A 26,176-nucleotide genomic window follows, 5' to 3' on the forward strand; every position below is an offset into this window, starting at 1 on the left:
CCCCGTGACCAGCAATGATCACAGGATGACCAAGGGGGTGAGTGAAGATCAAACATGCTACGCGTCCACTATGCGGTTCCCAACCAACAACAGGAACCACCACCACAACTCCATACAGCACAGTTGTCACAGTTGTAACCACAGACTTACCACCACCAACACCACCCGGACCACACCACCCCACACCCCTCACGGGCACCAAAGGGGGTGACACGGACCCCGGGCAGGACACTGGACGGACACGGTAAACAAAGTTACGGCGGTCATAGCGTGGGGGAAACGCCCGGTCCCATTCCGAACCCGGAAGCTAAGACCCACAGCGCCGATGGTACTGCACCCGAGAGAGTGTGGGAGAGTAGGACACCGCCGGACAACACTTCACAGGCTGAGGCCCCACACCACCAGGTGCGGGGCCTCACCCCATTAACCCCACACCCCCACAACCCCAACACCCACCCGGCCAGGCCAGGTTCGAAGGCCCACAGCCAGCCAGCCTGGCCGGCCGACCCGGGCACAGGCGCAACCGATCGCCCCGGGCACAGGCGCAACCGATCGACCCGGGCACAGGCGCAACCGATCGCCCCGACGCGGCCATGCCCTGACGCACGACGACGACACCACCACTACCCGCCCGGCCGCCTGCCGGCCCCATCGCTCGCCCGTCGAGTGACAGCACTGACGATCCGCAGGGTGCCGAGCCAGACCCGACCAACCGGCGGGAGGCCGACAGCGTCGAACCAGGAGTGGACTGACGATCCATAGGAGGCCGCCCCAGTCCGGACCAGCCGGCCCGTTCCCCGTCGGGAGATGCGGTCCGAGGTCACCAAGCGGCGGTAGGCGAAGCACTCGGTCGACCCGCTGCTGGTGCCCAGCCGCTCCTCGCTCGAGCCGGGGATTTGTCGTGAGCGTAGGCGCGCAGACGGCGGCTCATAGCCCGGGCAGGAGTGCGGCCAAGCGCGGTGTCACCACAGGTCACCACCGCTCGGCCAGCGTGCGGGCAGACCTCAACTGCGCGGACTGCTCACTGTTCAGCGGAGCTCCAGAGGTACCTGGCGCTCATTGATGCCGGCAAGCACCGATCAGCACCGAGGCACAGCCATGCTCCAGACCTTGCGCCTACCCGCAGTGCCGGTACTACCCTCCAGCCCGTGTTCGTCGCCGCTGAGCTACAACCTGTCCACGTCCAGCCGTCGAAGGCAGCACTACACTTATGGCGCCAACGCTCGGGAGGAACAGTCGACCTTTGGCTTGCGCAGCCGGCACAGCCGGCTATCGTCAGCATCGAGCCCCGTCGCAGCGTCCTGATCCTGGGAGACGTGGGCAGAAGTCGACAGACGACGTCACCAGGCGCCGAGCCGGCCCGCAAGCCGATCGAGCGCCGTTCGGAATCCACAGGCTGTGTTGGCGCTCACCGTCCATGCTCAAAGGTAGGCCGTCGGACATGGCAGCATCCTCGAGGAGCCCGGACGACAGTCCTCAATGTTGCGACGAGCTCTTCCTCATGTCGTGTTGCCAGGAAGACCCGGGGCATAGGCCCGTACGCCCTCGCCGCGGGGCGAGGGCGAACGTGGCGTTCGATCGCCTGCAATGCCACCGCAACATCATCTGCTTTCCCTCGTAGCGTGATGCAGATTCGGGGGTGTGGACGGCGAGGCCCATCGTCAAGGGTCAGCTCGACATCGAACAACCAGCGCGCATCCTGGGGCGACGACGACCCCACGACGCCATGGCGCAATTCGAAGGCTCAGAACGCCTGGATGTGGGTTTCAGGGGCGCTACGCTTCGCTCCTCGGACGCGAGAAGCATGCTCGTGCTGGGAGTCGACCTCGACGGGCTCGCCATCGACAGCGATGACCTGTTCTTCAAACGACTCATGGTGAGTGGGGTCGACGTCGCGCCGTTGGTCGCCGCAGATCTGCATTAGAAGTTCCTCGAGCGTGAACTCCAGAAGGCTCGGAGGCCTGGAGGGTTGCAGGACGGCTGGTGCAGTCATACCTCCTGGGCGAGTGATGATGACCGATACGCCGCAGTGCAGGGTCGACGCGCATGTGCAGGAAGAATGTTCACTCGCTGAGACCGTGCGTCATCTGATCCTGGCCAGCGATGCCTGGGCTTCGTAAGAGCGTCCTCGGCGTCGATCAACCATCTCGCGAGATCGAACTGATGTTCGCGGGAGCGGAGGAATCAGGTCTCGACATGTCGACCCTTGGCGACGGGGAGCCGACCTACGAGGAGGTGCCCGATGTCAGATCTGATCGACAACGACAGATCACGGAATTCCTCGCGCCAGCTGCGGCCGGGGTGCTCGACGAGGAGCTGAGCAACCCGCGGGGTGACGATTCGTGGATCCCGACAGCCGGCGATCGTCTTCGGGACATCCAGGACGAGGAGGAGGAGTGGGCGCATCTGCGGCACATCGGACGAGACCTGACTCAGCTCGGACAACCCTCCAGTACGGAGTGCGGCAGTTCTTCGTCCTGCGATCTCCCAAGAGGTCGAGACTGATGCGGATGCTCGGGCAACGATGGCGCGCAAGCGATCGTGCCGCACCATCCGACGCACGTCGACGCAGCGCTCCGTGGTGCCCTCGACGCGCCCTTGGCGATCCGAGCTGCGGCCACAGTGCTGCTCCGCTGCGACAACGGAGGCAGGTGAACACTCGCCTCTGCCTCCGGATAGGCGCCCCTTGCGCAGCCGGCGCCCACACCTGATGTCGGCGGGACGACGGGGTCTGCGGTATCGAGCATCATCTCCGAAAATGATGACGGGACGACGTGCCCCTGGACCAAGGGTGGTTAGTCGTCACACAGGATCGATCGCATACGCTCTCAGAGCCTGACTCGTGGGCGGCTGAACCTCGACAAAAGGCGCAGAAGTCTCGGTCGTGGTCCCAAGCCGGAGCCGGCTGGGAATGCGTCCGCTAGCGATCAGTGGGACGAAGGCACTCCACTGCCCACTCCTGGTGGCTGGTCATCGGGTACCCCTGGCCGAGGGAGCCCTTGAGTCCTTGAGTCCTTGAGTCCTTGAGTCCGTGATGCAGCTAACCCCAACCCGGTTTGCTCGACTGCCGGACGGCGTGTAATGTTTCATGAGTTGCCCCGGTGAGGGCAATCAACCCCTACAAAATGTGCGGTCGGTTCGCGCGCTCCAAATGGAGAACGAATTCGATCACTATTTGTCATGGGATTGCCGAGTCATATCCGTATTTGCAGGCAATAAGCCAAAGCGAAGGATTTGACAAGGGAAAAGAGAATGAAATAGGCTGTGAACACAACGGCGAAGGAAAGCGGATAGAGGCCGGAAACGGTATATCTCGCAAGTAATCGTACGTTCCTGTTGTTTGAGAACTCAATAGTGTGCCAAGTTTGTTGATACCGATTGTTTTTTGATTGGTTGAATTTGCTGGTTGTCGCGCATTCCGTGTGTGGTGGCTGGTTTTTTTGGCTGGTTTCGAATTTTGTGCAGCGTGGTTCCTCGTTTTCCCGGGGTTCCGTGTTGTGTCTGTGAATCATTTACGGAGAGTTTGATCCTGGCTCAGGATGAACGCTGGCGGCGTGCTTAACACATGCAAGTCGAACGATGAACCTCACTTGTGGGGGGATTAGTGGCGAACGGGTGAGTAACACGTGAGTAACCTGCCCTTGACTCTGGGATAAGCCTGGGAAACCGGGTCTAATACTGGATACGACCTTCTGGCGCATGCCATGTTGGTGGAAAGCTTTTGTGGTTTTGGATGGACTCGCGGCCTATCAGCTTGTTGGTGGGGTAATGGCCTACCAAGGCGACGACGGGTAGCCGGCCTGAGAGGGTGACCGGCCACACTGGGACTGAGACACGGCCCAGACTCCTACGGGAGGCAGCAGTGGGGAATATTGCACAATGGGCGCAAGCCTGATGCGCCGACGCCGCGTGAGGGATGAAGGCCTTCGGGTTGTAAACCTCTTTCAGTAGGGAAGAAGCTGGCCTTTCGGGGTTGGTGACGGTACCTGCAGAAGAAGCGCCGGCTAACTACGTGCCAGCGACCGCGGTAATACGTAGGGCGCAAGCGTTATCCGGAATTATTGGGCGTAAAGAGCTCGTAGGCGGTTTGTCGCGTCTGCCGTGAAAGTCCGGGGCTTAACTCCGGATCTGCGGTGGGTACGGGCAGACTAGAGTGCAGTAGGGGAGACTGGAATTCCTGGTGTAGCGGTGAAATGCGCAGATATCAGGAGGAACACCGATGGCGAAGGCAGGTCTCTGGGCTGTAACTGACGCTGAGGAGCGAAAGCATGGGGAGCGAACAGGATTAGATACCCTGGTAGTCCATGCCGTAAACGTTGGGCACTAGGTGTGGGGGACATTCCACGTTTTCCGCGCCGTAGCTAACGCATTAAGTGCCCCGCCTGGGGAGTACGGCCGCAAGGCTAAAACTCAAAGGAATTGACGGGGGCCCGCACAAGCGGCGGAGCATGCGGATTAATTCGATGCAACGCGAAGAACCTTACCAAGGCTTGACATGAACCGGAATGATGCAGAGATGTGTCAGCCACTTGTGGCCGGTTTACAGGTGGTGCATGGTTGTCGTCAGCTCGTGTCGTGAGATGTTGGGTTAAGTCCCGCAACGAGCGCAACCCTCGTTCCATGTTGCCAGCGGGTTATGCCGGGGACTCATGGGAGACTGCCGGGGTCAACTCGGAGGAAGGTGGGGACGACGTCAAATCATCATGCCCCTTATGTCTTGGGCTTCACGCATGCTACAATGGCCGGTACAAAGGGTTGCGATACTGTGAGGTGGAGCTAATCCCAAAAAGCCGGTCTCAGTTCGGATTGAGGTCTGCAACTCGACCTCATGAAGTTGGAGTCGCTAGTAATCGCAGATCAGCAACGTCGCGGTGAATACGTTCCCGGGCCTTGTACACACCGCCCGTCAAGTCACGAAAGTTGGTAACACCCGAAGCCGGTGGCCTAACCCCTTGTGGGAGGGAGCCGTCGAAGGTGGGACCGGCGATTGGGACTAAGTCGTAACAAGGTAGCCGTACCGGAAGGTGCGGCTGGATCACCTCCTTTCTAAGGAGCGCCTCGAATGTCCGTCCTCGTCCTGTGTGGTGGGGGTGGTGTTCGCAGGAGTCAGCCCATAGCGCGGGCGTTTGTTCCGCGGTGGGTGCTCATGGGTGGAATATCAACGGATAGGTGCCTGGTGGTGCCTGCTTAGCTGGTGAGTACGGATTGGTTCGTTCATGGTCTTGTTCTGGGGTTTCGGCTTCGGGGTGGGGTTCGTGGGTGTTCTGGTTGTGGAAAGCTCAGGTTGGTGGGTGGTATCGGGTTGATCGTTTGGCACACTGTTGGGTCCTGAGATAACAGGGCTCTTATCTGTCGTGGTGTTGTGTCCTTTGGTGGGCGTGGCCTTGGTGGTGGTTGTCTGTATGCGCTTCGGTGTGTGTGGGTGGCTGGTTGCTGGGGGTGTGTCTGGTGGGGGGTGTGGTGCCGGCGGGTGGGGGTTTGGTTGTTTCTGGTTTTCCTGCGCATGCCGTGCTTGTCCCTTGGTTGGGGTGGGTGTGGGTGTGTTGGGGTTGTTGGTTGAGAACTGCATAGTGGACGCGAGCATCTTAAAAAGAAGCAATTTCTAAGATAAATCTGGTTTCGAGTGGATGCGTGGTCTTTCCTTTTGGGGGAGGGTGCGTGTGTGTTCGGGCCTGGTTTTCTCGATATGTTTTTGATCTTAGTGGTCAAGTTTTTAAGGGCACACGGTGGATGCCTTGGCATCAGGAGCCGAAGAAGGACGTGGGAATCTGCGATAAGCCTGGGGGAGTTGATAACCGAACTTTGATCCCAGGATGTCCGAATGGGGAAACCCCGCCCGGCGCGCGAGTGACCGGGTGACCCGTATCTGAACACATAGGGTACGTGGAGGGAACGTGGGGAAGTGAAACATCTCAGTACCCACAGGAAGAGAAAACAATAGTGATTCCGTTAGTAGTGGCGAGCGAACGCGGAACAGGCTAAACCAGTGGTGTGTGATAGCCGGCGGGCGTTGCATCACTGGGGTTGTGGGACTTTCCGTTCCAGTTCTGCCGGACTGGTGAAATGAGTGCATGCGTATAGGTGAACGGGTTTGAAAGCCCGGCCGGAGAGGGTGTTAGTCCCGTAACCGTAATGCGTGATGCCGTTTGGAGAGGATCCCAAGTAGCACGGGGCCCGAGAAATCCCGTGCGAATCTGCCAGGACCACCTGGTAAGCCTAAATACTCCCTGATGACCGATAGCGGACCAGTACCGTGAGGGAAAGGTGAAAAGTACCCCGGGAGGGAGTGAAATAGTACCTGAAACCGTGTGCCTACAAACCGTCGGAGCAGACTTGTTTCTGTGACGGCGTGCCTTTTGAAGAATGAGCCTGCGAGTTAGTGTTACGTCGCGAGGTTAACCCGTGTGGGGAAGCCGTAGCGAAAGCGAGTCTGAATAGGGCGACCAGAGTGGCGTGATCTAGACCCGAAGCGAAGTGATCTACCCATGGCCAGGTTGAAGCGACGGTAAGACGTCGTGGAGGACCGAACCCACTTCAGTTGAAAATGGAGGGGATGAGCTGTGGGTAGGGGTGAAAGGCCAATCAAACTTCGTGATAGCTGGTTCTCCCCGAAATGCATTTAGGTGCGCTGTTGCGTGTTTCTTATCGGAGGTAGAGCTACTGGATGGCTAATGGGCCCTACAAGGTTACTGACGTCAGCCAAACTCCGAATGCCGGTAAGTGAGAGCGCAGCAGTGAGACTGTGGGGGATAAGCTTCATAGTCGAGAGGGAAACAGCCCAGACCACCAACTAAGGCCCCTAAGCGTGTGCTAAGTGGGAAAGGATGTGGAGTTGCCCAGACAACCAGGAGGTTGGCTTAGAAGCAGCCACCCTTGAAAGAGTGCGTAATAGCTCACTGGTCAAGTGATTCCGCGCCGACAATGTAGCGGGGCTCAAGTACACCGCCGAAGTTGTGGCATTCACATATATCCCAAGCCGGAGACTTGTTCTCTTGGTTCAAGGGTGTGGATGGGTAGGGGAGCGTCGTGTGGGCAGTGAAGTCGCGGTGTAAACCAGCGGTGGAGCCTACACGAGTGAGAATGCAGGCATGAGTAGCGAAAGACGGGTGAGAAACCCGTCCGCCGAATGATCAAGGGTTCCAGGGTCAAGCTAATCTGCCCTGGGTAAGTCGGGACCTAAGGCGAGGCCGACAGGCGTAGTCGATGGACAACGGGTTGATATTCCCGTACCGGCGAAGAACCGCCAATACTGATCGAGGGATACTAACCGCCAGAAGCATGACCGCCCACCCTTGTGGTGACGTGGTTTTTTGTGGATCGCGGGACCTGATCTCGGGAGGTAAGCGTATTAACAGGTGTGACGCAGGAAGGTAGCCGAGCCGGGCGATGGTAGTCCCGGTCTAAGGATGTAGGGCGAACCATAGGCAAATCCGTGGTTCTGGTTTAGATACCGTGCTTGAGATCTGATGGGACCCCCGTATGGGGGAATTCGGTGATCCTATGCTGCCTAGAAAAGCATCGGCGCGAGGTTCTAGCCGCCCGTACCCCAAACCGACACAGGTGATCAGGTAGAGAATACTAAGGCGATCGAGAGAATTATGGTTAAGGAACTCGGCAAAATGCCCCCGTAACTTCGGGAGAAGGGGGGCCCCAACTGTGATGGTGACTAGCTCACCGGAGCGGATCAGGGCCGCAGAGACCAGGGGGAAGCGACTGTTTACTAAAAACACAGGTCCGTGCGAAGTCGCAAGACGATGTATACGGACTGACTCCTGCCCGGTGCTGGAAGGTTAAGAGGACCGGTTAGTTTCACGCTTGCGTGGGACGAAGCTGGGAATTTAAGCCCCAGTAAACGGCGGTGGTAACTATAACCATCCTAAGGTAGCGAAATTCCTTGTCGGGTAAGTTCCGACCTGCACGAATGGAGTAACGACTTCCCCGCTGTCTCAACCATAAACTCGGCGAAATTGCAGTACGAGTAAAGATGCTCGTTACGCGCAGCAGGACGGAAAGACCCCGAGACCTTCACTATAGTTTGGTATTGGTGTTCGGTGTGGCTTGTGTAGGATAGGTGGGAGACTGTGAAGCGTGGACGCCAGTTCACGTGGAGTCATCGTTGAAATACCACTCTGGTCACTCTGGATATCTAACTTCGGCCCGTAATCCGGGTCAGGGACAGTGCCTGATGGGTAGTTTAACTGGGGCGGTTGCCTCCTAAAAAGTAACGGAGGCGCCCAAAGGTTCCCTCAGCCTGGTTGGCAATCAGGTGGCGAGTGTAAGTGCACAAGGGAGCTTGACTGTGAGAGAGACATCTCGAGCAGGGACGAAAGTCGGGACTAGTGATCCGGCGGCACATTGTGGAATGGCCGTCGCTCAACGGATAAAAGGTACCTCGGGGATAACAGGCTGATCTTGCCCAAGAGTCCATATCGACGGCATGGTTTGGCACCTCGATGTCGGCTCGTCGCATCCTGGGGCTGGAGTAGGTCCCAAGGGTTGGGCTGTTCGCCCATTAAAGCGGTACGCGAGCTGGGTTTAGAACGTCGTGAGACAGTTCGGTCCCTATCCGCTGCGCGCGCAGGAAATTTGAGAAGGGCTGTCCTTAGTACGAGAGGACCGGGACGGACGAACCTCTGGTGTGTCAGTTGTACTGCCAAGTGCACCGCTGATTAGCTACGTTCGGATGGGATAACCGCTGAAAGCATCTAAGCGGGAAGCCTGCTTCAAGATGAGATTTCCATACACCTAGAGTGTGAGAGGCCCCCAGCCAGACCACTGGGTTGATAGGCCGGATGTGGAAGCAGGGACTACAGACCTGTGAAGCTGACCGGTACTAATAAGCCGACAACTTACACCACACACCCACCCCCCACCCCGTGACCAGCAATGATCACAGGATGACCAAGGGGGTGAGTGAAGATCAAACATGCTACGCGTCCACTATGCGGTTCCCAACCAACAACAGGAACCACCACCACAACTCCATACAGCACAGTTGTCACAGTTGTAACCACAGACTTACCACCACCAACACCACCCGGACCACACCACCCCACACCCCTCACGGGCACCAAAGGGGGTGACACGGACCCCGGGCAGGACACTGGACGGACACGGTAAACAAAGTTACGGCGGTCATAGCGTGGGGGAAACGCCCGGTCCCATTCCGAACCCGGAAGCTAAGACCCACAGCGCCGATGGTACTGCACCCGAGAGAGTGTGGGAGAGTAGGACACCGCCGGACAACACTTCACAGGCTGAGGCCCCACACCACCAGGTGCGGGGCCTCACCCCATTAACCCCACACCCCCACAACCCCAACACCCAGCAGCCCGGCACCAGCCCGGCCAGGCCAGGTTCGAAGGCCCACAGCCGGGCAGCACCAACACGGCCAGGCCCAAAGGCCCACGGCCGGCTGACCCGGCAAAGTCCATGCCGCCGAGCCGCGCAGGATGCGGCACCCGATCCCACCCGGGCAATGCTGTGCCGCGGGGAGGTGCGGTCGAGGTCACCAAGCGGCGGTAGGGTCGGGGCATGAGTGGATTGTTCTCGCACGCCTCCGCCGACGGAGATGCGCCCTCGGACCGCCCGGACATCCGGACGACGGTCTCCGTGCCCGCCTCCGCCGACCATGCCTGGGCGGGACTCGTCGAGCACCTGCACCTTTGGTGGCCGGCGGATCTCCTGAGCCGGTGGGGAACCGACAGCTTCTTCGACCTCGAGGACAATGCGCTCGTCGAGACGTCGGCGGAGGATGACGAGAATGTCTGGGGCGAGGTGACGGACAGTGCTTCCGGGGAGTGGATGCTGCTCAGATGGCGCGCTGCCGGATCGACCACGACCACGGACCTGCGCCTGGGTGTCAGGGAGGACGCCGGTGTCCTCCAGCGGGCGCGTTCCGAGGCAGCCGCTGGGGACATATCCGGGTCCGGCGGAGCCGAGGTCGTCGACCAGGCGGAGGCGGATGGACCTGTCGAGACAACGCTGGACCTGACCCACAGTGGATGGACGCGCGCCGATCCGCATGACCTCTACGTTTTCTACCGTCAGTTCTGGCCCGAAGCCCTGGCGCGGTACCGCCGCTTCATGGGGGGATCATGACCGATGCATCAGCGCTGGGAGATCTCGAGGTCATCCTTCCCGGGCGCGTCTCCACCTCGTCCGCCGATCTGACGAGCTACTCGCGTGATCAGGGGCCGGTGCTCGAGCCGGCGCTTCCCGTCGCGGTGGTCCGGGCAGAATCCGTGGCCGATGTGCAGGAGGTGCTGCGGTGGGCCACTCGCCACAGGGTCCCGGTCGTCAGCCGTGGAGCCGGGTCGGGCGTGTCAGGCGGCGCCCACGCGACGACAGGGAGTGTCATCCTGTCACTGGAGCTCATGACGCGCATCCTCGAGATCAATCCCGATGACGAGACCGCCGTCGTCGAACCGGGCGTGGTCAACGCCGCCCTGAACGACGCCGTAGCCGGCCATGGGCTGATGTATGCCCCGGATCCGGCCAGCTATCGATGGTCGACGATCGGCGGGAATGTCGCCACCAACGCCGGTGGCCTGCGATGCGCCAAGTACGGGGTGACGCGTGACTCGGTCCTCGCACTCGACGTCGTCCTGGCGGACGGGACGCTGGTCAGGACCGGACACAGGACGTTCAAGGGTGTTGCAGGCTACGATCTGACGGCATTGATGACGGGCTCGGAAGGCACGCTCGGGGTGATCGTCGGGATCACCGTCCGGCTCCGCTACCTGCCGACGTCCGTCCACACCGTGGCGGCTTTCTTCGAAGACTTCACGAGCGCTGCGGCCGGGGTGCTCGCCATCGGACGGGCCAGAGTGCAACCGGCGATCCTGGAACTCCTCGACGGCAACACTCTCGAGGCGCTCGACGGCGCCCACGGGTCCGACCTTCGCCGTCGTGGGGGTTCCCTGCTCCTCGCGAGGACGGATGGGTACGGGGCGGCCGCGGAGGCGGAGCAGATCCGCGCAGTACTTCTCGGGCTGGGTGCACGCGTGAGCGACGAAGGCTCCGAGGAAGCGGACCGGCTGGTGGATCTCCGGCGGCACAGCAGGGGCGACGAGGTCGACGACCTGTACAGGGTGGGGGAGGACGTCGCCGTGCCCAAATCGCAGCTGGTCGGCTACGTCGCCGCACTGGAGGCGATGGCATCACGTCATCAGGTGCAGTTGAAGGTCGTGGCGCACGCCGGGGACGGAAACCTGCATCCCACCTTCTGGGTGGAACGACGGGAGGGGCCTCAGGCGCAGGAACGGCTGGAGTCGGCGCTGGACGAATCGGTCCGTTGCGCACTGGACCTGGGCGGCACGATCACCGGGGAGCACGGCGTGGGACAGTACAAGCGACGGTGGCTCGCCTGGGAGCAGGCGCCGGAGATCCTCGCGCTCCAGGCGCGGATCAAACAGGTCTTCGATCCTCTCGGCATCCTGAATCCGGGAAAGGCGATCGTCTCCTGATCGTTGCCTCGGGCTGCCCGAGGGACGCCCGGACGCGATGATACTGTTCAGGAAATCGGTGGAACACACCGTCACTTTCATCGCGCCACGGGGAGCAGCATGTCTGACAACAATCCAGGATCGCAGGGCAACTCGCCCTACGGTCAGCAGAACCAGCCACAGTACGGTCAGAACCAGCCGCAGTACGGCCAGAACGCCCCGCAGTACGGCCACAACGCGCCGCAGTACGGTGAACAGACTCCCACTGCCTACGGGCAGCAACAGGGTCAGTCACCCTACGGCCAGCAGGGTGGGAACAACTACCCGGGGCAGCAGGGCTACCAGGGGCAGGTCACCGAGAACCCGGGCAGGACGCTCGGCATCGTGGGCTTCATCCTCGCGATCCTGATCGCGCCGGTCGGCCTGATCATCAGCATCGTGGCGTTCGTGAAATCACGGAGGGCCAAGATGGGCAACGGGTTCGCCCTCGCCGGCATCATCATCGGCATTCTTTTCACGATCGGACTGGCCGTCCTCATCATCGGGTTCATCGCTCTGATTCCCGCTTTCACCGAGTTGGCCGAACTGTGCCAGGGCGTCCCCAGTGGAACCCAGGTCGAGTTCCAGGGGACGACGACGACCTGCCCCTGATCGATTTATGAGGAAGGGCCGGCAGCCGATGGCTGCCGGCCCTTCCTCGTTGCAGCCTAGTTGTCCCGGTACTCGGAGTCCTCATCGATGCCGATGGTGCGGGCGTCGGCGGTCAGCATGATCTCCGCCTCGTCACGACGGTGCCGTAGCTCGTCATCGAGGTAGGACTGCACGGCCTCCGCCATCGGGACGTTGCGGTCCTCGCGCTCCGACATGTACCAGCGGTGCTCCAGGACCTCGTGCACCACCTCCGCGGGCTCGAGCTTCCCGCCCAGCTCCCGCGGAACCGCCCGGACGATCGGCTCGAAGACCTCGTTGACCCAGAGGTGGGCGCTGAATTCCTCGTCGAGGGTCGGATTGTTGTCCGCCCGGTAGGCGTCCATGTCGTTGAGCAGGCGCCGTGCCTGGTTCTCCTGCGCGTCGAGGCCGGTCAGCCGCAGCAGCCTGCGACTGTGGTGCCCGGCGTCCACGACCTTGGGCTGCAGCTGGATCTGCGTCCCGTTGACGGCCGTCTTGATGGCATATTCCTCGACGTCGAAGCCGAGCTCGTTGAGGCGCCGGATGCGGGCACCTACGCGCCAGCGCTCCCCGAGCTCGAAGGACTCCTTCTCGGTGAGCTCGGTCCACAGGCGGCGGTAGCTGTCCATGATCAGCTCGCTCGTCGCCAGCGGATCCACCTTCTCCTCGATCAGTCCGCCCTCGGCGAGGTCCATCAGTTCACCGGCGATGTTGACGCGGGCGATCTCGAGGTCGTATTCGCGTTGACCCGTCGACAGTTCGGGATACAGTTCGCCGGTCTCCGCGTCGACCAGGTACGCGGCGAAGGATCCCGCGTCGCGGCGGAACAGGGTGTTGGACAGCGAGACGTCCCCCCAGTAGAAGCCGATGAGGTGCAGGCGGACGAGGAGGAGCGCCTGGGCGTCGATGAGACGCGTGAGGGTATCGCGGCGGAGCGTCTGGGAGAACAGCGCGCGGTAGGGCAGCGAGAACTTCAGGTGCCGTGTGACGAGGACGGGATCGAGTTCGTCGCCGTCGGGAGTGGTCCGGCCCGAGATGACGGCGACGGGCTCCACGCAGGGAACATCCAGCCGCTGCAGCTTGCGGAGCATGTGATATTCGTGCCGGGCGATGTGCTCGCTCGTCTCCTTGACGGCGATCACCGATCCGCCCAGATGTGCGAAGCGCACGATGTGCCGGGAGATGCCACGGGGGAGGGCTGCGAGTGCGCTGGCGGGCCACTGCTCCAGGGCGATGTGCCAGGGCAGGTCGAGCAGTTCGGGATCCGTCGCAGCGGCCGTGATGTTGAGGGACCCGAGGCTCGGGCTCTCCGACGACGCCGGGCGGAGCCTCGGGAGCTTGCCGGCCTGATCGTAGTCGGTCGGCTCGTCATGCCACTGGGCGTTCGAGGTCTCGGTCATGGTGTTGCCTCCGGGTCGGGGCGGGAAGGGGCCTGCGTCAAGCGTAGTTGCCACCGACGCGACGATGGCGTCCACCGAGCCCCAGAGGGTACCCGGCGGACGCCACCGTCGTCGTACTGGTCGGCTGGTCCGCGGAGGACTAGACCGTCTCGGCCAGGCGGAGGCCGCTGCTCGTGTCGAACAGGTGTACATGGCCCTGCTCGGGGCGGACGAACACGCTGTCACCCTTCATCGGCGGGCGGCGACCGTCGACGCGCACGACCATGTCGTGGTTCTTGCCGTCGAGCGTGGTGTGACCGTAGATGTAGGCGTCGGCGCCGAGTTCCTCGACGACGTCGACCTCGACGGGCAGTCCCTCACCGGTCGCGGACACGACGAGGTCCTCGGGACGGACACCCAGCGTGACGGTGTTCCCTGCCGCGGCGTCCAGGACGCTGCCGGGAACCGGGTAGACGATGCCGCCGAAGATGACGCCACCGTCGGCCACGGGCAGCTCGAGGAGGTTCATCGCGGGAGAGCCGATGAAGCCGGCCACGAAGACGTTCTTGGGACGCTCGTAGAGGTTGCGCGGGGTGTCGACCTGCTGCAGGATGCCGTCCTTCAGCACGGCGACGCGGTCTCCCATGGTCATGGCCTCGACCTGGTCGTGCGTGACGTAGACCGTGGTGACGCCGAGGCGGCGGGTGAGCGACGCGATCTGCGTACGGGTCTGCACGCGGAGCTTGGCGTCGAGGTTGGAGAGGGGCTCGTCCATGAGGAACACCTGCGGGTTACGCACGATGGCGCGGCCCATGGCGACACGCTGCCGCTGGCCACCGGAGAGGGCCTTCGGCTTGCGGTCCAGGTAGTCCTCGAGGTCGAGGAGCTTGGCGGCCTCGCGGACGCGCTCGGCACGCTCCTCCTTAGAGACGCCCGCGATCTTCAGGGCGAAGCCCATGTTGTCGGCGACCGACATGTGGGGGTAGAGCGCGTAGTTCTGGAAGACCATCGCGATGTCGCGATCCTTCGGGGGGACGTCGGTGACGTCACGGTCGCCGATGAGGATGCGTCCGGAGTTCACGTCCTCGAGGCCGGCGAGCATGCGCAGCGAGGTGGACTTCCCGCAACCGGAGGGGCCGACGAGGACGAGGAATTCGCCGTCGGCGATGTCGATGTCCAGCTTGTCGACGGCGGGCTTCTCTGTGCCCGGGTACAGGCGCGTTGCCTGGTCAAACGTTACCGTTGCCATGGTGGTGGTTCCTTTTCACGGGCAGGTACGTGCCCGACGATCCGTAGTGAATGGAAGAGTATTCAGTTGTGGTGCGCGACCCGCCAGCAGTACCGGTGACGTTGGTCACGCTTGGAGCAGTATGACACGTTCAGCTGATCGGTGCACGGCATGTGCGCAAGGACACCAGTTCCTCGAGCACCTCGGAGAAGTCCTCGGGCGTCGCGACGGTGAACGGCGCGGACGTCCGGCCCGGGCCGATCCTGATGCCGACGTCGCCCGGGCGGAGGGTGAGTTGGGCGTGCTCGTCCGTGACGTCGTCGCCGGCGAACAGGAGTGCGGTCGCTCCCGTGGTCTCCCGGAGCAGAGCCAGCCCCTGGCCCTTGTCCGCTCTGATGACCGAGACCTCGAGCACGCGCTTGCCGTCGGTGACGCTGATGTCCCCGAGCGGCGCGAGGCCGGCACGGGCAGCTGTCACGGCAGCATCGGCGACGTCGTCGGCCGCTGTTCTCGTGTGGAGGACGACCCCGGCGGGCTTGAACTCGATGCGGGTACCCGGATGCGTTGCGACAGTGCGTTCGACGACGTCGACGGCCCGGGCGAGAAGCCCGGCCTGATCCGCGGTCAGGGCGAGGGCCACGCCGTCGGGCCCCGTCCACGTCTCCGCCCCGTGGCTGCCGATCAGCAGCATGTCCTCGGACGGTTCTGCCACCACGCGCAGGCTGTCGAGGGCTCGGCCCGAGATCAGCGCCGTCGTCGTGCCCGGCAGCCCAGCCAGCGCTCGCAGCGCAGCGGCCGACGCCGGGAGGGCGCGTGCGTCCTCCGCCCTCTCGACCAGGGGTGCGAGGGTCCCGTCGAAGTCGAGGGCGACGAGCAGCCGGGGCGTGGCGGCGAGCGACGCGAGGGCGGAGAGCAGCTCCGGCTCAAGCGCCATGACCCGCACTTCCCGCGTGCAGGGCGTTGAGGAAGGCCTGAGACCAGCGCTCGACGTCGTTGTGGACCACCTGGCGGCGCATCAGCCGCATGCGCCGCATGGCCTCCGTCTTCGGCATGGAGATCGCCGTGACGATGGCGGTCTTCAGGCCGTCGATGTCGTGCGGATTCACGAGGATGGCCTGGCGGAGCGTATCCGCGGCGCCCGCGAATTCGCTGAGCACCAGCATGCCGGTGTTGTTCGTGCGCGCCGCCACGTATTCCTTGGCGACGAGGTTCATGCCGTCCCGCAGGGCGGTCACCAGCATGACGTCGGCGGCGAGGTACAGGGCCACCATCTCCTCGACGGGATAGCTGTGGTGCAGATAGCGGATGGCGGTGTTCTTCATGGTGTCGTGGGTGCCGTTGATGCGGCCGACGGCGCCCTCGATGTCCTCGCGGAGGATCCGGTACTGCTCCACCCGCTCGCGGCTGGGGCTCGCGACCTGGATGAGGGCGGCGTCCTCGACCGTGATCGCGCCGTCCTCGAGCAGCTCGCCGTACGCCTTCAGGCGATGGCCGATGCCCTTGGTGTAGTCGAGGCGGTCCACGCCGAGGAGGATGTGCTGCGGGTCGCCGAGCTCGCGCCGGATCTCGCGGGAGCGCTCGATCACGTCGGGCCGCTGCGCGAGTTCCGTGATCGACGCCGTGTCGATCGAGATGGGGAACGCCTCCGCGCGGGAGACGTAGGCAGGGGTGCCGTCGTCGCCCTCGGGGACCTGTACCTGCTGGGCCTTGATGGTGTGGCCCTTGAAGCGGCGGACGCACCGCAGGAAGTTGCTCGCGTCGCTGGGACGCTGGAAGCCGATGAGGTCGGCGCCGAGGAGACCCTCGATCACCTGGCGGCGCCACGGGAGCTGCGCGTAGATCTCGAGGGGGGGGAAGGGGATGTGGTTGAAGAAGCCGATCTTGAGGTCCGGCCGGGCCTGCCTCAGCATCTTGGGCACGAGCTGCAGCTGGTAGTCCTGGACCCAGACGGTGGCGCCCTCGGCCGCGACGGACGCCGTCGCCGCAGCGAAGCGCTCGTTCACCTTCCGGTAGGAGTCCCACCAAGTGCGGTGGAACTCCGGCGAGGCGATGACGTCGTGGTAGAGCGGCCACAGCGTGGCGTTCGAGAAGCCCTCGTAGTAGAGCTCGACCTCCTCGGCGCTGAGCGGCACGGGGACGAGGCGCATATTCGCCTCGTCGAAGGGCTCGAGCGTCTCGTCGGACGCGCCGTGCCAGCCGACCCAGGCGCCGTCGGCCTTCGCCATGACGGGCGCCAGTGCCGTCACCAGGCCTCCGGGGGACCGGCGCCAGGAGCTCTCCCCGTGCTCGTCCACCACGCGATCCACGGCGAGCCTGTTCGAGACGACGATGAAGTCGAAGTCCCCGAACCGGCCGTCGGTCGGGAAAGAGGGCTTCACGCCAGGTGTCGTGGACGGTTGTGCTGCGCTCAAAACTGGCTCCATCGCAGAAGGGGGATCTCCCGCCCGACTCTATCGGGTCGGGCAGGAGTCGGCCGGGGACGTGAGCTGGGCGGAAGCGCTCAGGTGCGGTCGATAGCATGGCCTCCCAGCACACCGACGAAGAGGACCGATGGCGCCCGCACCCGGACACAAGCCGACCAAAGCCCAGCGCGCCGCCGCAACCCGTGAGCGGGAGCGGGTGGCTGCGGAGGAGCAGCAGCGGAAGGACCGCCGCAACGGGATGCTCGCCAAGTGGGGTGTGGTGGTCGCGGGACTGATCGTCGTCGCCCTCATCGCGGTGGTGGTCATCAACACTGTGCGCGGCCGGATCCCCGACGCCGGGCCGGCGCCCCAGGGCGGCAATGCCCAAGGTGGCATCACGCTCCTGTCGAGCACCGACACGGCGCCGACGGGGACCGACACGGTGGACGTCGCGACTCTCCCCGCCGAGCCCGCAGCGGAGGGAGCCATCCCCGAGGGCATCACGTCCGTCACCAACGGTCCCCTGCAGGTGGTGGCGTACGTGGACATCAACTGCGTGCACTGCGCGGACTTCGAGGCACGGCATTCCGAGCAGATCCTCTCGTGGCTGGACGCCGGCGAGATCACGTTCGAGTACCGCACCGTGGCCTACCTCGACCGCAACAGCAGCACCGAGTACTCCTCCCGCGCCGCGAACGCCGTCGCCTGTGTGGCCGACTCCGCGCCCGAGGCGTACTTCGACGTCAACCAGCGCCTGTTCGCGCACTACGAGCAGGGAGAGCTCGACGACGACGGCCTCGTGGCGCTCGCCGCGGACGCAGGCGCGGGGGACATCTCCGCGTGCGTGGAGGAGGGGACCTTCCGCCCATGGACGAAGTTCGCCACGGCTGCGGCTCAGGCGGCTGCCGTCGGCGGCACGCCGACGGTGTTCGTCAACGGTGCCGCGGTCCCGAACGCCGTCGAGGACTTCGAGACGACGGTCCAGGAGGAACTGGACGCCCGCAGCTGATTTCCGGCGGTGGCGGGCCTGGGCTACCCTTGTTGAGCGCTCGACTGCCCTCCAGCCAGGGGTGACGGCGCCCGCTGGCCCGGCCAGTTCGCCTCCTTAGCTCAGTTGGCCAGAGCACCGCTCTTGTAAAGCGGGGGTCGTCGGTTCGAATCCGACAGGAGGCTCCACACCCGCCTGCTGTTCCTCCCGCGAACACGCCCGATGCGCGGAACGCCGCCGGCGCTCACCCCAGCCCTGCCGGTGCTCCTTGCCCCGAACGGCGTCGCGGACTGCACGCTCGAGGGACCGGTCATGGGATCGTCGCTCGGGCGGGTTCTGCCGGCGGTGGAGGCTGTCGAGTTCGCGCTGCATCTTCCGGTAGCTCCGCCACCGCCGCTCCTCGAGTGCCCCGGACAGGAGGGCGAGCTGGACGGCGCACCCGGGTTCGGCATCGTGCGCGCAGTCTCGGAACCTGCAGGAGGCGAACAGGTCCTCGATCTCGCCGAAGACCTCGGCCAGTCCGTCCTCGGCGTCCCAGAGGGCGAACCCCCGGAGCCCTGGTGTGTCCATGAGGACGGCGCCGTCGCCGATCGGTACCAGCTCCCTCGCCGTCGTCGTGTGCCTGCCGCGGCCATCGCCCAGCCTGACCCGACCCGTGTCCTGCACATCCCGGCCGACGAGCGCATTGACGAGGCTCGACTTGCCGGCACCCGATGGCCCGAGGAGGGCGAGGGTGCGCCCCGCACCGACGCGGGCTCGCAGGTCATCGAGGCCGTCTCCGTCCTCGGCGGACGTGGTGAAGACCTCCGCGCCCCGCGCACGCTCCACCGTGTCCGCGACGACGGCATCGAAACGGGAGCTGAGGTCGGCCTTGGTGAGCACCACGAGGGGGACGGCGCCAGAATCCCAGGCTGCGACCAGCGTCCGCTCCAGACGGTTCGCCGACAGCGCCCGGTCCAACGGGACGACGACACCCACCAGATCGACATTGGCGCCGAGCAGTTGCGCCTCCGCGAGCGGATCGTGGGCGCGTTTGCGCTGCAGGACCGCCCAGCGCGGAAGGACGCCGACGACGCGCGGATCCTCACCGCCGGAGACGGCGACCCAGTCGCCGGTCACGAGGGACTCGTGCGCCTGCACCCCGAGCAGGCCCTGTTCAGTGGCGAGGAGCAGGCGGGTGCGGTCCGCGCGGACCACCCGGGCGGGGGAGGCGGCCGGTGCAGCTGTGGACGGGAGATGGAGGGAGAAGAGGCGGGCGACACGGTCCGTGTAGCCGTACTGCTGAAGAGGGTTCAACGGAGATCCTCCGGGGAAGCTCCCCGGGCGCGGCTGGCCTCAGGGCTGGAGCGCAGGAACCGGGGAGGTGACGACGAGGGGGGTGGGGGCGGTGGTCGACGCGCCGACAGTGACGTTCTCCATGACCCACCTCCTGTCGTTCCCGAGGGACCCGTCCGGGCCCGCGAGAGCCCAGTGTAATCCGTTGCCGATCCGGACGACAGAGGTCAGGCCGATGTCCTGTCGGTCTTCTCCACCGACCGGCGCGCGGTCCTGCGCCTCGCGTCGCCGAGGTCCCGCCGGAACTTCTCCTCGTCCACGGCTGTGTTGCGGCTCATGCCCATAACCCAGACGACGATGACGACGGTGGCGAGAAGCCATACGGCGGCACCGGCGGCGACGAGGAGGGCGATCTGCAGGACAGTCATCATGCTCCTCTCGTCATCGGACAGCGGGCGTCGCTTCGTCGCGGGTGCTCCATTGTCCCAGAGTGGCGCCGGACTGTCAGGTCGCCACCCCCGGCGGTGGATACCGGACGCCGAGGGAGGATCAGCTGCGCTGATCGGGGCCCTGCGCCTGGACCTGCTCGGCCTCGCGCTTTTCGGTCCCGGTGGCCAGGACCAGCAGGGTGAGGGCCGCTGCGGCGAGCATGACGCACATCATCGCCACCTGGTCTCCGCCGAGCAGGCCGACGAAGGGGCTGACGAGACCGGCCACGCCGGACTGCAGAACGCCGATGACTGCCGCCGCCGTCGCCGCCCTGTGGCCGTAGTGGTGCAACGCGAGCACGGAGGCGTTGGTCGGGTCACAGACACCGCGCGGGCGCGCGGTCGGCCCGGCGAACAGCTGCGGTGAGCGCAGATCGCAAGGGCCGAAAAGCTGGTCAGCGCGGTGGCAGGCGGTGCGTCGTCACGCTGACTGCGCCGTCATCGACGACGGCGGTCATGTAGGTGCAGAACGGTTGGCGACGGCGGTCGGTGGGCGAGCCCGGGTTGAGGAGCCGGAGACCGCCCGGCGCCGTGGTGTCCCACGGGATGTGGCTGTGGCCGAACACCAGGACATCGGTGTCCGGATGGAGCGCCGCCATGCGGGCTTCCCGGCCCTGGCTCTGGCCGGTCTCATGGACGACGGCGAGCCGCACGCCCTCGAGCTCCGCCCGGGCGACGAGGGGGAGGCGCGAGCGGAGGTCGGCGCCGTCGTTGTTGCCGTAGCAGGCGATGAGTCGCCGGGCCCTCTCCTCCAGCTCGTCCAGCAGCCCCGTCCCGGTCCAGTCCCCTGCATGGACGACGACGTCGGCCGAGTCGACGGCGTCCCACACCTCGTCAGGCAGCACCCTGGCCCGCTTCGGCAGGTGGGTGTCGGCGAGGAGCGTCAGGCGGAGGACCATGGTGCCAAGTCTGCCGCGGAATCCGGCACTCAGGCACCCGTGACAAGCCGGGGACCCTATGGCAAGCTTCCGTAAGCACGCTTACTAATCACGGTCCGGACCACGAGGAGGCAGACCATGCGGATCGACAAACAGCAGATCATCGACCTGCTGAAGAGCCAGGGCGAGGACGACCACGCCGATCAGGCACAGTCCGAGCTGCCGGATCAGGTGGACCCGGAACAGCACGCGGACCTGCTCGCCAGGTTCGGCATCAACCCGACGGACCTGCTGGGCAAGATCCCGGGTCTCGGCGGTTTCGGGGGCCAGGTCGGCGCGGTGAACCGTCACCGCCACGAGGCAGGGAGACAGTGATGGAAACAGGACAAGCGGTATGGATCATCGTCGCGATCGTGGTCCTTCTGGCGATCATCGCCGTCGTCGCCGTTCTGGCGCGGAAGCGGGGGGATGCCGAGCGGACGCGGCAGCAGGACAAGGACCGCCACAGGGCGGCCGAGATGCGCGAGCAGGCGAAGGCCACGGAATTGGACGCCCGTGAGCGCGGGGCCAGGGCGTCGATGGCGGAGGCCGAGGCGCAGCGCGCCGAGGTCGAGGCGGAACGGCTGCGGCAGCAGGCGCAGGAGCGACAGGCCGATGCCGACGGGCTGCGTGAGAAGGTCACCCTTCACAGCCAGGAGGCCGACGCGCTGGACCCCGATGTGTCGACGGACAAGGATCGGCGCGGCCACTGAGCCGACCATCGGGAGGGAAGATTCATGACCGATACGCTGCGCGTGGTCATCACCGGGGCATCTAGCGGGATCGGGCGGGCAACCGCCCGTCTGTTCGCGGAGGAGGATGCCCGGCTGGTCCTCGCCGGACGTGACGCCTCGACGCTCGAGGACGTCGCGGCCGAGTGCCGCAGCTTGGGGGCGACGGCGATCACCCTCCGCACGGACGTCTCCTCCGCCGAGGAGGTCGACCGCCTTGCCGACGCGGCTGTCGAACGGTTCGGCGGAATCGACGTCTGGGTGGGTAATGCCTCCCTGTACAGCTTCGGTACGTTCGAGCAGACACCGCCCGAAGTTTTCGACCGGCTCCTGTCCGTCAACCTCTCCGGACAGGTGTACGGGGCGCGGGCAGCGCTGCGCGTCTTCCGGCGCCAGGAGCACGGAGTGCTGGTCTCGGTGGCCTCCGTCTACTCGAGGATCACGTCGCCGCTCGTCAGCCCCTACGTCACCAGCAAGTTCGGCCTGCTCGGCTTCCTCGAGGTGCTGCGGATGGAACTGGCGAGCGCACCTGACATCCATGTCTGCGCCGTACTCCCCGCAACCATCGACACGCCGATTCACCAACATGCCGCGAACCATACCGGCCGGGCCGTCCGGCCGCTCCCCCCGGTCACCGATCCACTCCGGGTGGCACGGGCGATCGTGCGGGTCTCGCACGCACCACGCCGGCTGACCCAGGTGGGTCGGGTGCAGTCGTTGTTCGTCCACGCCCGTGCCCTCGCCCCCGCGGCGTACCAGGCCGTCGTGGCCCGCGCCTACCCTGCCCTCGCGCTCACGCGGGACGCGGCCCCCGTCTCGGACGGCACTGTGTTCAATCCGGATCGTCACTCCACCGGCGTGACCGGGGGGGTGGCGCTGGTTCCCCCGGCTGCGGCGCACTGCCGGCGAGGCCGCCCGACGACGCTGAAGGGCGGGCCACCCGCCCTCGGCTGGTCTCGCCGTTGCGGTCCCGTACCATCCGCCCGCGCAGCAACAGAAAGGCGCCGGCAGGATGCGCCGACGCCTTCCTCCGCGCGGTGCCCGCCCATGTCACGGATGACCGTCAGCGGCTCACCACCACGTGCTCGTTGGGGACGCAATGGGTCATGGTCAGCCCCGTGACGTCACGGGGCCCGTTGTTCCCGAGGTTCTCCAGGCGGGCGAGCTCGTCCTCCGAGAGGGTCTGGCCCGCGAGCGGAGGCAGGTCCTTCACCTCGTCCAGGCCGATGCCGAGCCCTTCCCCGACGCGGGCACCCAGTTCGTCGTCCACCAGGTGGAAGTGCCACACCATGCGTTCCTGCACGGCGCGCGCGGCCTGCCCGATCAGGGTCACGAAGTTCCCGACCAGGTCATCCTTCTCCCACTGCTCGAGCAGTTGGTAGCGCTGACCGGCCTGCAGGTAGTCGTTGGTCAGCGGTATCCGCCTGCGCGTCAGCCGACCGGTGATCTCGGGGCCCTGGTCGTCGTGCGTGGGGTACTCGCCCTCGCGGAGTCCACCGGTGATCGAGGGCTCGTAGGTGACGTGCGGATTCTGGCCGGGCCCGAGGTCCGTCCCGTAGGACATCTGGCCACCGCGCTGGTTCGTGTGCACCGCTGCGTTCTTGGCGGAGTTCACGGGCAGCTGGAGGTAGTTCGGTCCCACACGGTATCGCTGGGCATCGCTGTAGCTGAAGGTCCGCCCCACGAGCATCTTGTCGTCGGAGAAATCGAGTCCGTCGACCAGCACGCCGGTGCCGAAGGACAGCTGCTCGTTCTCGTTGTGGTGATCGGCCACGTTCCGGTTGAGCGTCATGGTGCCCACGAGCTTCGGCTCGAAATCCTGCTCCGGCCAGGTCTTGGTGTCGTCGAGCGGGTCGAAGTCGAGTTCCGGGTGGTCGCCGTCGTCCATGAGCTGGACGTACAGGTCCCACGTCGGGTACTCGCCACGCTCGATGGCTTCGTAGAGGTCCTTCGACGCATGTCCGAGATCGGTGGCCTGGATGGTGGCGGCGTCCTCCTCGGTGAGGCTCTTCACGCCCTGGTGCGGCTGCCAGGTGTACTTCACGAGCTTCGTCCCGCCCCCGGCGTCCACCCACTTGTACGTGTTGACACCGAATCCCTGCATGTGGCGGTAGTCCGCGGGGATGCCGCGCGGGCTGAAGAGGTTGACGAGCATGTGCATGGACTCCGGGGTCTGCGACATGAAGTCGAAGATGCGGCCCGGCTCCTGCCGGAAGGTGACGGGGTCCGGCTTCAGCGCGTGGATGACGTCCGGGAACTTGATGGCGTCGCGGATGAAGAACACGGCGAGGTTGTTGCCCACCAGATCCCAGTTGCCGTCCTCGGTGTAGAACTTGACCGCGAACCCGCGGGGGTCCCGCGCGGCTTCCGAGGAGTCACGGCCACCGATGACGGTGGAGAAGCGGACGGCGACCTCGGTCTTCTTGCCCGGCTCGGAGAAGAGCTTCGCGCGGGTGTAGGCGGCGATCGGCTCGTCTCCCCACCGGCCGGTGGCCTCGAACTCACCGAAGGCGACGGCGCCGCGGGCATGGACCACCCGCTCCGGGATGCGCTCGCGGTCGAAGTGGCTGATCTTTTCGAGGAACTGGTAGTTCTCGAGGGTGGCGGGGCCCCGCTCGCCCACCGTGCGGGAGTTCTGGTTGTCGTAGACCTGGTGGCCCTGGCGGTTCGTCAGGACGGCACGGTCATCGCCCTCGGCGGGTGGCTGGCCGGCGACATCGGTCATGGGGTTCTCCTCACAGCGGACTCTGGTCGTTTCGGGCAGCGGGGATGCCCTGCCGGCTCCCACGTCCGCTCTCGACGCTACCCAAGCCACTGATGCACAGCAACCTTAGTAATTGTCCGCGACGCCCTCGATCTCGGCGTAGCGACGGAGGAGGGCAGCGGCGCCGCCACCGGGTTCGGCGTCGACCGCCCGGTGCATGGACGCGAGCTTCGCCGCGCCTGCCGGGAACGGCGGCAGCAGGGGGACGTCCGGATCCGTCACGACGTCGATGACGAAGGGCTGGTCCGCGGCGAAGGCCCGGTGCCACGCCTCAGCGAGGTCCGCCGGATCCTCGACCCGCACGCCGTCGAGTCCCAGCAGCTTCGCGTGCGCGGCGGCGTCGACGGCGGGCAGGGCCTGGCTGTCCTCGAAGCGGGGTTCAGCTTCCATCTCGCGCTGTTCCCACGAGACCTCCGAGAGATCCCGGTTCGAGAGCACGCACACGACGAAGCGCGGGTCCGCCCAGCCGCGCCACAACCGCGCGACGGTGACGAGTTCGGCCAGCCCCGCCATCTGCAGCGCGCCGTCGCCGAGGAGCACCACAACGGGGCGCTCGGGGCGTGCGAGCTTCGCGGCGATACCGTACGGCATGCCCGCACCCATGCAGCCGAGGGTGCTCGACAGATGTGCGGGCACGCCGCGGGGGAGGCGCAGCTGGCGCGCGTACCAGTAGACGCAACTGCCGACGTCGACCGCCACCTGCGCATCGCCGGGCAGTGCATCGCTGAGCTCGCGCACGACGCGCTCCGGGTTGACGGGCCGGGCAGGGGTCAGGGCGCGTTCGAGCGCTATCCGGTGCCACCTCTCCACCTGCTCCTCGACCTCGGCACGGTAGGAGTGGTCCTGCTGGCCGTGCAGGAGGATCAGCAGGGCCCCGAGTGTCTCGGCCGCGTCCCCGTGGAGCGCCACCTCCACCGGGTAGCGGTTCCCGATCGCCTTCGGGTCGATGTCGATCTGGACCGCGCGTGCCTGCCCCGGGGCAGGGTAGTACTCCGTCCAGGGGTCGTTGGAGCCGATGATGAGCAGGGTGTCGCACGTATCCATGAGGTGCGCGCTCGCCGTGGTGCCGAGATGGCCCATCGTGCCGGTCACGAACGGGAGCGACTCGTCGACGAAGGGCTTGCCGAGGAGGCTCGTGGTGATGCCCGCGCCGAGGCGTTCGGCGACGGCGACCACCTCCTGCTGTGCATGCGCGGCCCCCTGCCCCACCAGGAGCGCGATCCTCCGGCCGGCGTTCAGGACGGCGGCGGCGTCGAGCAGGTCCGCCTCGCGCGGCGCGACGCACCCGAGGGACCACACCGGCGACGACGGGACCACGCCGTGCTCGTGCGGCGTGGACGGCGCTGCCTCCTGCTGGAGGTCGTGCGGCAGGATCACGACGGCGGGTGACCGGGTGGCGAGCGCGGCCTTGAACGCACGGTCGAGGACCATGGGCAGCTGCTCGGCGTCCGTGACCTGCTGGAGGAAGTCCGAGGCGACGTCCTTGAACAGGCTGGGCAGGTCGATCTCCTGCTGGTAGGCCGAGCCGAGGACGGTGCGGCTCTGCTGGCCGACCAGTGCGACGACGGGAACGCTGTCCATCCGGGCGTCGTACAGGCCGTTGAGCAGATGCACCGCCCCCGGTCCCTGCGTCGCGGTGACGACGCCCACCCGGCCGGTGTACTTCGCGTGCGCCACAGCCATGAAGGCGGCCGCCTCCTCGTGGCGGGCCTGGACGAAGGCGGGGCCCCCTGCCCGGCGCAGTGCGCCGAGCAGGGGATTGATACCGTCTCCGCTGTAGCCGAAGATCCTGTCGACGTGCCAGTCCCCGAGTCGGCGCACCACGAGGTCGGCGACCGACCCGGACGTCTCCGTCCCGGCCCGCTGTGAGGAAGTATCCGCCATGGTG

Annotated in this window: 17 protein-coding genes, 1 tRNA gene, 4 rRNA genes and 1 pseudogene; 13 read left to right on the forward strand and 10 right to left on the reverse strand. The window is 65.3% G+C overall.

Annotated elements, in window-relative coordinates; all coding sequences use genetic code 11:
• Positions 1-255 precede the first annotated feature (255 nt).
• From rrf (NVV32_RS02195) to NVV32_RS02230, 8 genes are all read left to right on the forward strand, one after another.
• Positions 256-372: ribosomal RNA gene (gene rrf / locus NVV32_RS02195) — 5S ribosomal RNA — on the forward strand.
• Between the two features lie 1,731 nt (positions 373-2,103).
• On the forward strand, positions 2,104-2,505 hold the full coding sequence (locus NVV32_RS02200) for a hypothetical protein (protein WP_422391213.1): 402 nt from the start codon (positions 2,104-2,106) through the stop codon (positions 2,503-2,505).
• 1,006 nt (positions 2,506-3,511) lie between these two features.
• Positions 3,512-5,046 (forward strand): 16S ribosomal RNA (locus NVV32_RS02205).
• Between the two features lie 657 nt (positions 5,047-5,703).
• Positions 5,704-8,858 (forward strand): 23S ribosomal RNA (locus NVV32_RS02210).
• Between the two features lie 269 nt (positions 8,859-9,127).
• Positions 9,128-9,244, forward strand: a 5S ribosomal RNA gene (gene rrf / locus NVV32_RS02215).
• Together the 16S, 23S and 5S rRNA genes form the textbook arrangement of a ribosomal RNA operon.
• A gap of 290 nt (positions 9,245-9,534) precedes the next feature.
• Positions 9,535-10,101, forward strand: a complete 567-nt coding sequence (locus tag NVV32_RS02220) for a hypothetical protein (protein WP_422391214.1) — start codon at positions 9,535-9,537, stop codon at positions 10,099-10,101.
• On the forward strand, positions 10,098-11,468 hold the full coding sequence (locus tag NVV32_RS02225; protein ID WP_422391215.1) for an FAD-binding oxidoreductase: 1,371 nt from the start codon (positions 10,098-10,100) through the stop codon (positions 11,466-11,468). Before NVV32_RS02220 ends, NVV32_RS02225 begins: the two co-directional genes overlap by 4 nt.
• 99 nt (positions 11,469-11,567) lie before the next feature.
• Complete coding sequence (locus NVV32_RS02230) at positions 11,568-12,098, forward strand: hypothetical protein (protein WP_422391216.1); 531 nt, start codon at positions 11,568-11,570, stop codon at positions 12,096-12,098.
• Between the two features lie 56 nt (positions 12,099-12,154).
• Here the strand turns inward: NVV32_RS02230 and NVV32_RS02235 are convergent, their stop codons facing one another.
• The 4 genes from NVV32_RS02235 to NVV32_RS02250 all read right to left on the reverse strand — a co-directional run bounded on the left by NVV32_RS02235 (position 12,155) and on the right by NVV32_RS02250 (position 17,146).
• Positions 12,155-13,516, reverse strand: a complete 1,362-nt coding sequence (locus NVV32_RS02235) for a DUF4032 domain-containing protein (protein WP_422391217.1) — start codon at positions 13,514-13,516, stop codon at positions 12,155-12,157.
• Positions 13,517-13,655: 139 nt separating this feature from the next.
• Positions 13,656-14,744, reverse strand: coding sequence for an ABC transporter ATP-binding protein (locus NVV32_RS02240; RefSeq protein WP_055769448.1), 1,089 nt, complete (start codon positions 14,742-14,744; stop codon positions 13,656-13,658).
• A 130-nt stretch (positions 14,745-14,874) separates the two neighbouring features.
• The gene (gene otsB / locus NVV32_RS02245; protein WP_422391218.1) at positions 14,875-15,657 is read right to left on the reverse strand and encodes a trehalose-phosphatase; all 783 of its coding nucleotides are present in this window, start codon (positions 15,655-15,657) and stop codon (positions 14,875-14,877) included.
• On the reverse strand, positions 15,647-17,146 hold the full coding sequence (locus NVV32_RS02250) for an alpha,alpha-trehalose-phosphate synthase (UDP-forming) (RefSeq protein ID WP_082471370.1): 1,500 nt from the start codon (positions 17,144-17,146) through the stop codon (positions 15,647-15,649). The genes otsB and NVV32_RS02250 overlap by 11 nt, the downstream gene beginning before the upstream one ends.
• A 127-nt stretch (positions 17,147-17,273) precedes the next feature.
• Between NVV32_RS02250 and NVV32_RS02255 the strand changes: the two genes are divergently transcribed.
• Positions 17,274-18,134 carry a DsbA family protein gene (locus tag NVV32_RS02255; RefSeq protein WP_422391219.1) on the forward strand — a complete coding sequence of 287 codons (861 nt, stop codon included), beginning with the start codon at positions 17,274-17,276 and terminating at the stop codon, positions 18,132-18,134.
• A 90-nt stretch (positions 18,135-18,224) separates the two neighbouring features.
• A tRNA-Thr gene (locus tag NVV32_RS02260) sits at positions 18,225-18,301 on the forward strand.
• A gap of 238 nt (positions 18,302-18,539) precedes the next feature.
• Here the strand turns inward: NVV32_RS02260 and rsgA are convergent.
• The 4 genes and pseudogenes from rsgA to NVV32_RS02280 all read right to left on the reverse strand — a co-directional run.
• Positions 18,540-19,310: pseudogene (rsgA, locus tag NVV32_RS02265) on the reverse strand (ribosome small subunit-dependent GTPase A); the annotation flags it as partial.
• Between the two features lie 305 nt (positions 19,311-19,615).
• Positions 19,616-19,819 (reverse strand): hypothetical protein, encoded by a 204-nt coding sequence (locus tag NVV32_RS02270; RefSeq protein ID WP_422391220.1) that lies wholly within the window; start codon positions 19,817-19,819, stop codon positions 19,616-19,618.
• A gap of 118 nt (positions 19,820-19,937) precedes the next feature.
• Positions 19,938-20,177 (reverse strand): hypothetical protein, encoded by a 240-nt coding sequence (locus NVV32_RS02275; RefSeq protein ID WP_422391221.1) that lies wholly within the window; start codon positions 20,175-20,177, stop codon positions 19,938-19,940.
• A 94-nt stretch (positions 20,178-20,271) separates the two neighbouring features.
• Positions 20,272-20,775 (reverse strand): metallophosphoesterase family protein, encoded by a 504-nt coding sequence (locus tag NVV32_RS02280; protein WP_422391222.1) that lies wholly within the window; start codon positions 20,773-20,775, stop codon positions 20,272-20,274.
• A 117-nt stretch (positions 20,776-20,892) separates the two neighbouring features.
• On the opposite strand from NVV32_RS02280, the gene NVV32_RS02285 reads away from it, so the two are divergent.
• Genes NVV32_RS02285 through NVV32_RS02295 form a run of 3 tightly spaced genes read left to right on the forward strand, consistent with a single transcriptional unit; the run spans position 20,893 to position 22,646 of the window.
• Positions 20,893-21,129 carry a hypothetical protein gene (locus NVV32_RS02285; RefSeq protein WP_422391223.1) on the forward strand — a complete coding sequence of 79 codons (237 nt, stop codon included), beginning with the start codon at positions 20,893-20,895 and terminating at the stop codon, positions 21,127-21,129.
• Positions 21,129-21,506, forward strand: coding sequence for a hypothetical protein (locus NVV32_RS02290; RefSeq protein ID WP_422391224.1), 378 nt, complete (start codon positions 21,129-21,131; stop codon positions 21,504-21,506). The genes NVV32_RS02285 and NVV32_RS02290 overlap by 1 nt, the downstream gene beginning before the upstream one ends.
• A gap of 24 nt (positions 21,507-21,530) precedes the next feature.
• Positions 21,531-22,646, forward strand: a complete 1,116-nt coding sequence (locus NVV32_RS02295) for an SDR family NAD(P)-dependent oxidoreductase (RefSeq protein WP_422391225.1) — start codon at positions 21,531-21,533, stop codon at positions 22,644-22,646.
• Here the strand turns inward: NVV32_RS02295 and NVV32_RS02300 are convergent.
• Positions 22,588-24,249 (reverse strand): catalase, encoded by a 1,662-nt coding sequence (locus NVV32_RS02300; RefSeq protein WP_422391226.1) that lies wholly within the window; start codon positions 24,247-24,249, stop codon positions 22,588-22,590. The two genes, NVV32_RS02295 and NVV32_RS02300, sit on opposite strands and share 59 nt — an antisense overlap.
• 105 nt (positions 24,250-24,354) lie before the next feature.
• Positions 24,355-26,172, reverse strand: coding sequence for a thiamine pyrophosphate-requiring protein (locus NVV32_RS02305; protein WP_422391227.1), 1,818 nt, complete (start codon positions 26,170-26,172; stop codon positions 24,355-24,357).
• Positions 26,173-26,176: the final 4 nt, after the last annotated feature.

This window comes from Arthrobacter sp. N1, assembly GCF_048288285.1.
GTDB lineage: Bacteria > Actinomycetota > Actinomycetes > Actinomycetales > Micrococcaceae > Arthrobacter_D.

Excerpts from the sequence above, each read along its gene's own strand:
- NVV32_RS02290 (WP_422391224.1), top strand. The coding sequence starts at position 21,129 with ATGGAAACAGGACAAGCGGTATGGATCATCGTCGCGATCGTGGTCCTT.
- NVV32_RS02230 (WP_422391216.1), top strand. The coding sequence starts at position 11,568 with ATGTCTGACAACAATCCAGGATCGCAGGGCAACTCGCCCTACGGTCAG.
- NVV32_RS02225 (WP_422391215.1), top strand. The coding sequence starts at position 10,098 with ATGACCGATGCATCAGCGCTGGGAGATCTCGAGGTCATCCTTCCCGGG.
- NVV32_RS02305 (WP_422391227.1), bottom strand. The coding sequence starts at position 26,172 with ATGGCGGATACTTCCTCACAGCGGGCCGGGACGGAGACGTCCGGGTCG.
- NVV32_RS02280 (WP_422391222.1), bottom strand. The coding sequence starts at position 20,775 with ATGGTCCTCCGCCTGACGCTCCTCGCCGACACCCACCTGCCGAAGCGG.
- NVV32_RS02270 (WP_422391220.1), bottom strand. The coding sequence starts at position 19,819 with ATGATGACTGTCCTGCAGATCGCCCTCCTCGTCGCCGCCGGTGCCGCC.
- NVV32_RS02255 (WP_422391219.1), top strand. The coding sequence starts at position 17,274 with ATGGCGCCCGCACCCGGACACAAGCCGACCAAAGCCCAGCGCGCCGCC.
- NVV32_RS02285 (WP_422391223.1), top strand. The coding sequence starts at position 20,893 with ATGCGGATCGACAAACAGCAGATCATCGACCTGCTGAAGAGCCAGGGC.
- otsB (WP_422391218.1), bottom strand. The coding sequence starts at position 15,657 with ATGGCGCTTGAGCCGGAGCTGCTCTCCGCCCTCGCGTCGCTCGCCGCC.
- NVV32_RS02235 (WP_422391217.1), bottom strand. The coding sequence starts at position 13,516 with ATGACCGAGACCTCGAACGCCCAGTGGCATGACGAGCCGACCGACTAC.
- NVV32_RS02300 (WP_422391226.1), bottom strand. The coding sequence starts at position 24,249 with ATGACCGATGTCGCCGGCCAGCCACCCGCCGAGGGCGATGACCGTGCC.
- NVV32_RS02200 (WP_422391213.1), top strand. The coding sequence starts at position 2,104 with ATGCCTGGGCTTCGTAAGAGCGTCCTCGGCGTCGATCAACCATCTCGC.
- NVV32_RS02250 (WP_082471370.1), bottom strand. The coding sequence starts at position 17,146 with ATGGAGCCAGTTTTGAGCGCAGCACAACCGTCCACGACACCTGGCGTG.
- NVV32_RS02295 (WP_422391225.1), top strand. The coding sequence starts at position 21,531 with ATGACCGATACGCTGCGCGTGGTCATCACCGGGGCATCTAGCGGGATC.
- NVV32_RS02240 (WP_055769448.1), bottom strand. The coding sequence starts at position 14,744 with ATGGCAACGGTAACGTTTGACCAGGCAACGCGCCTGTACCCGGGCACA.
- NVV32_RS02220 (WP_422391214.1), top strand. The coding sequence starts at position 9,535 with ATGAGTGGATTGTTCTCGCACGCCTCCGCCGACGGAGATGCGCCCTCG.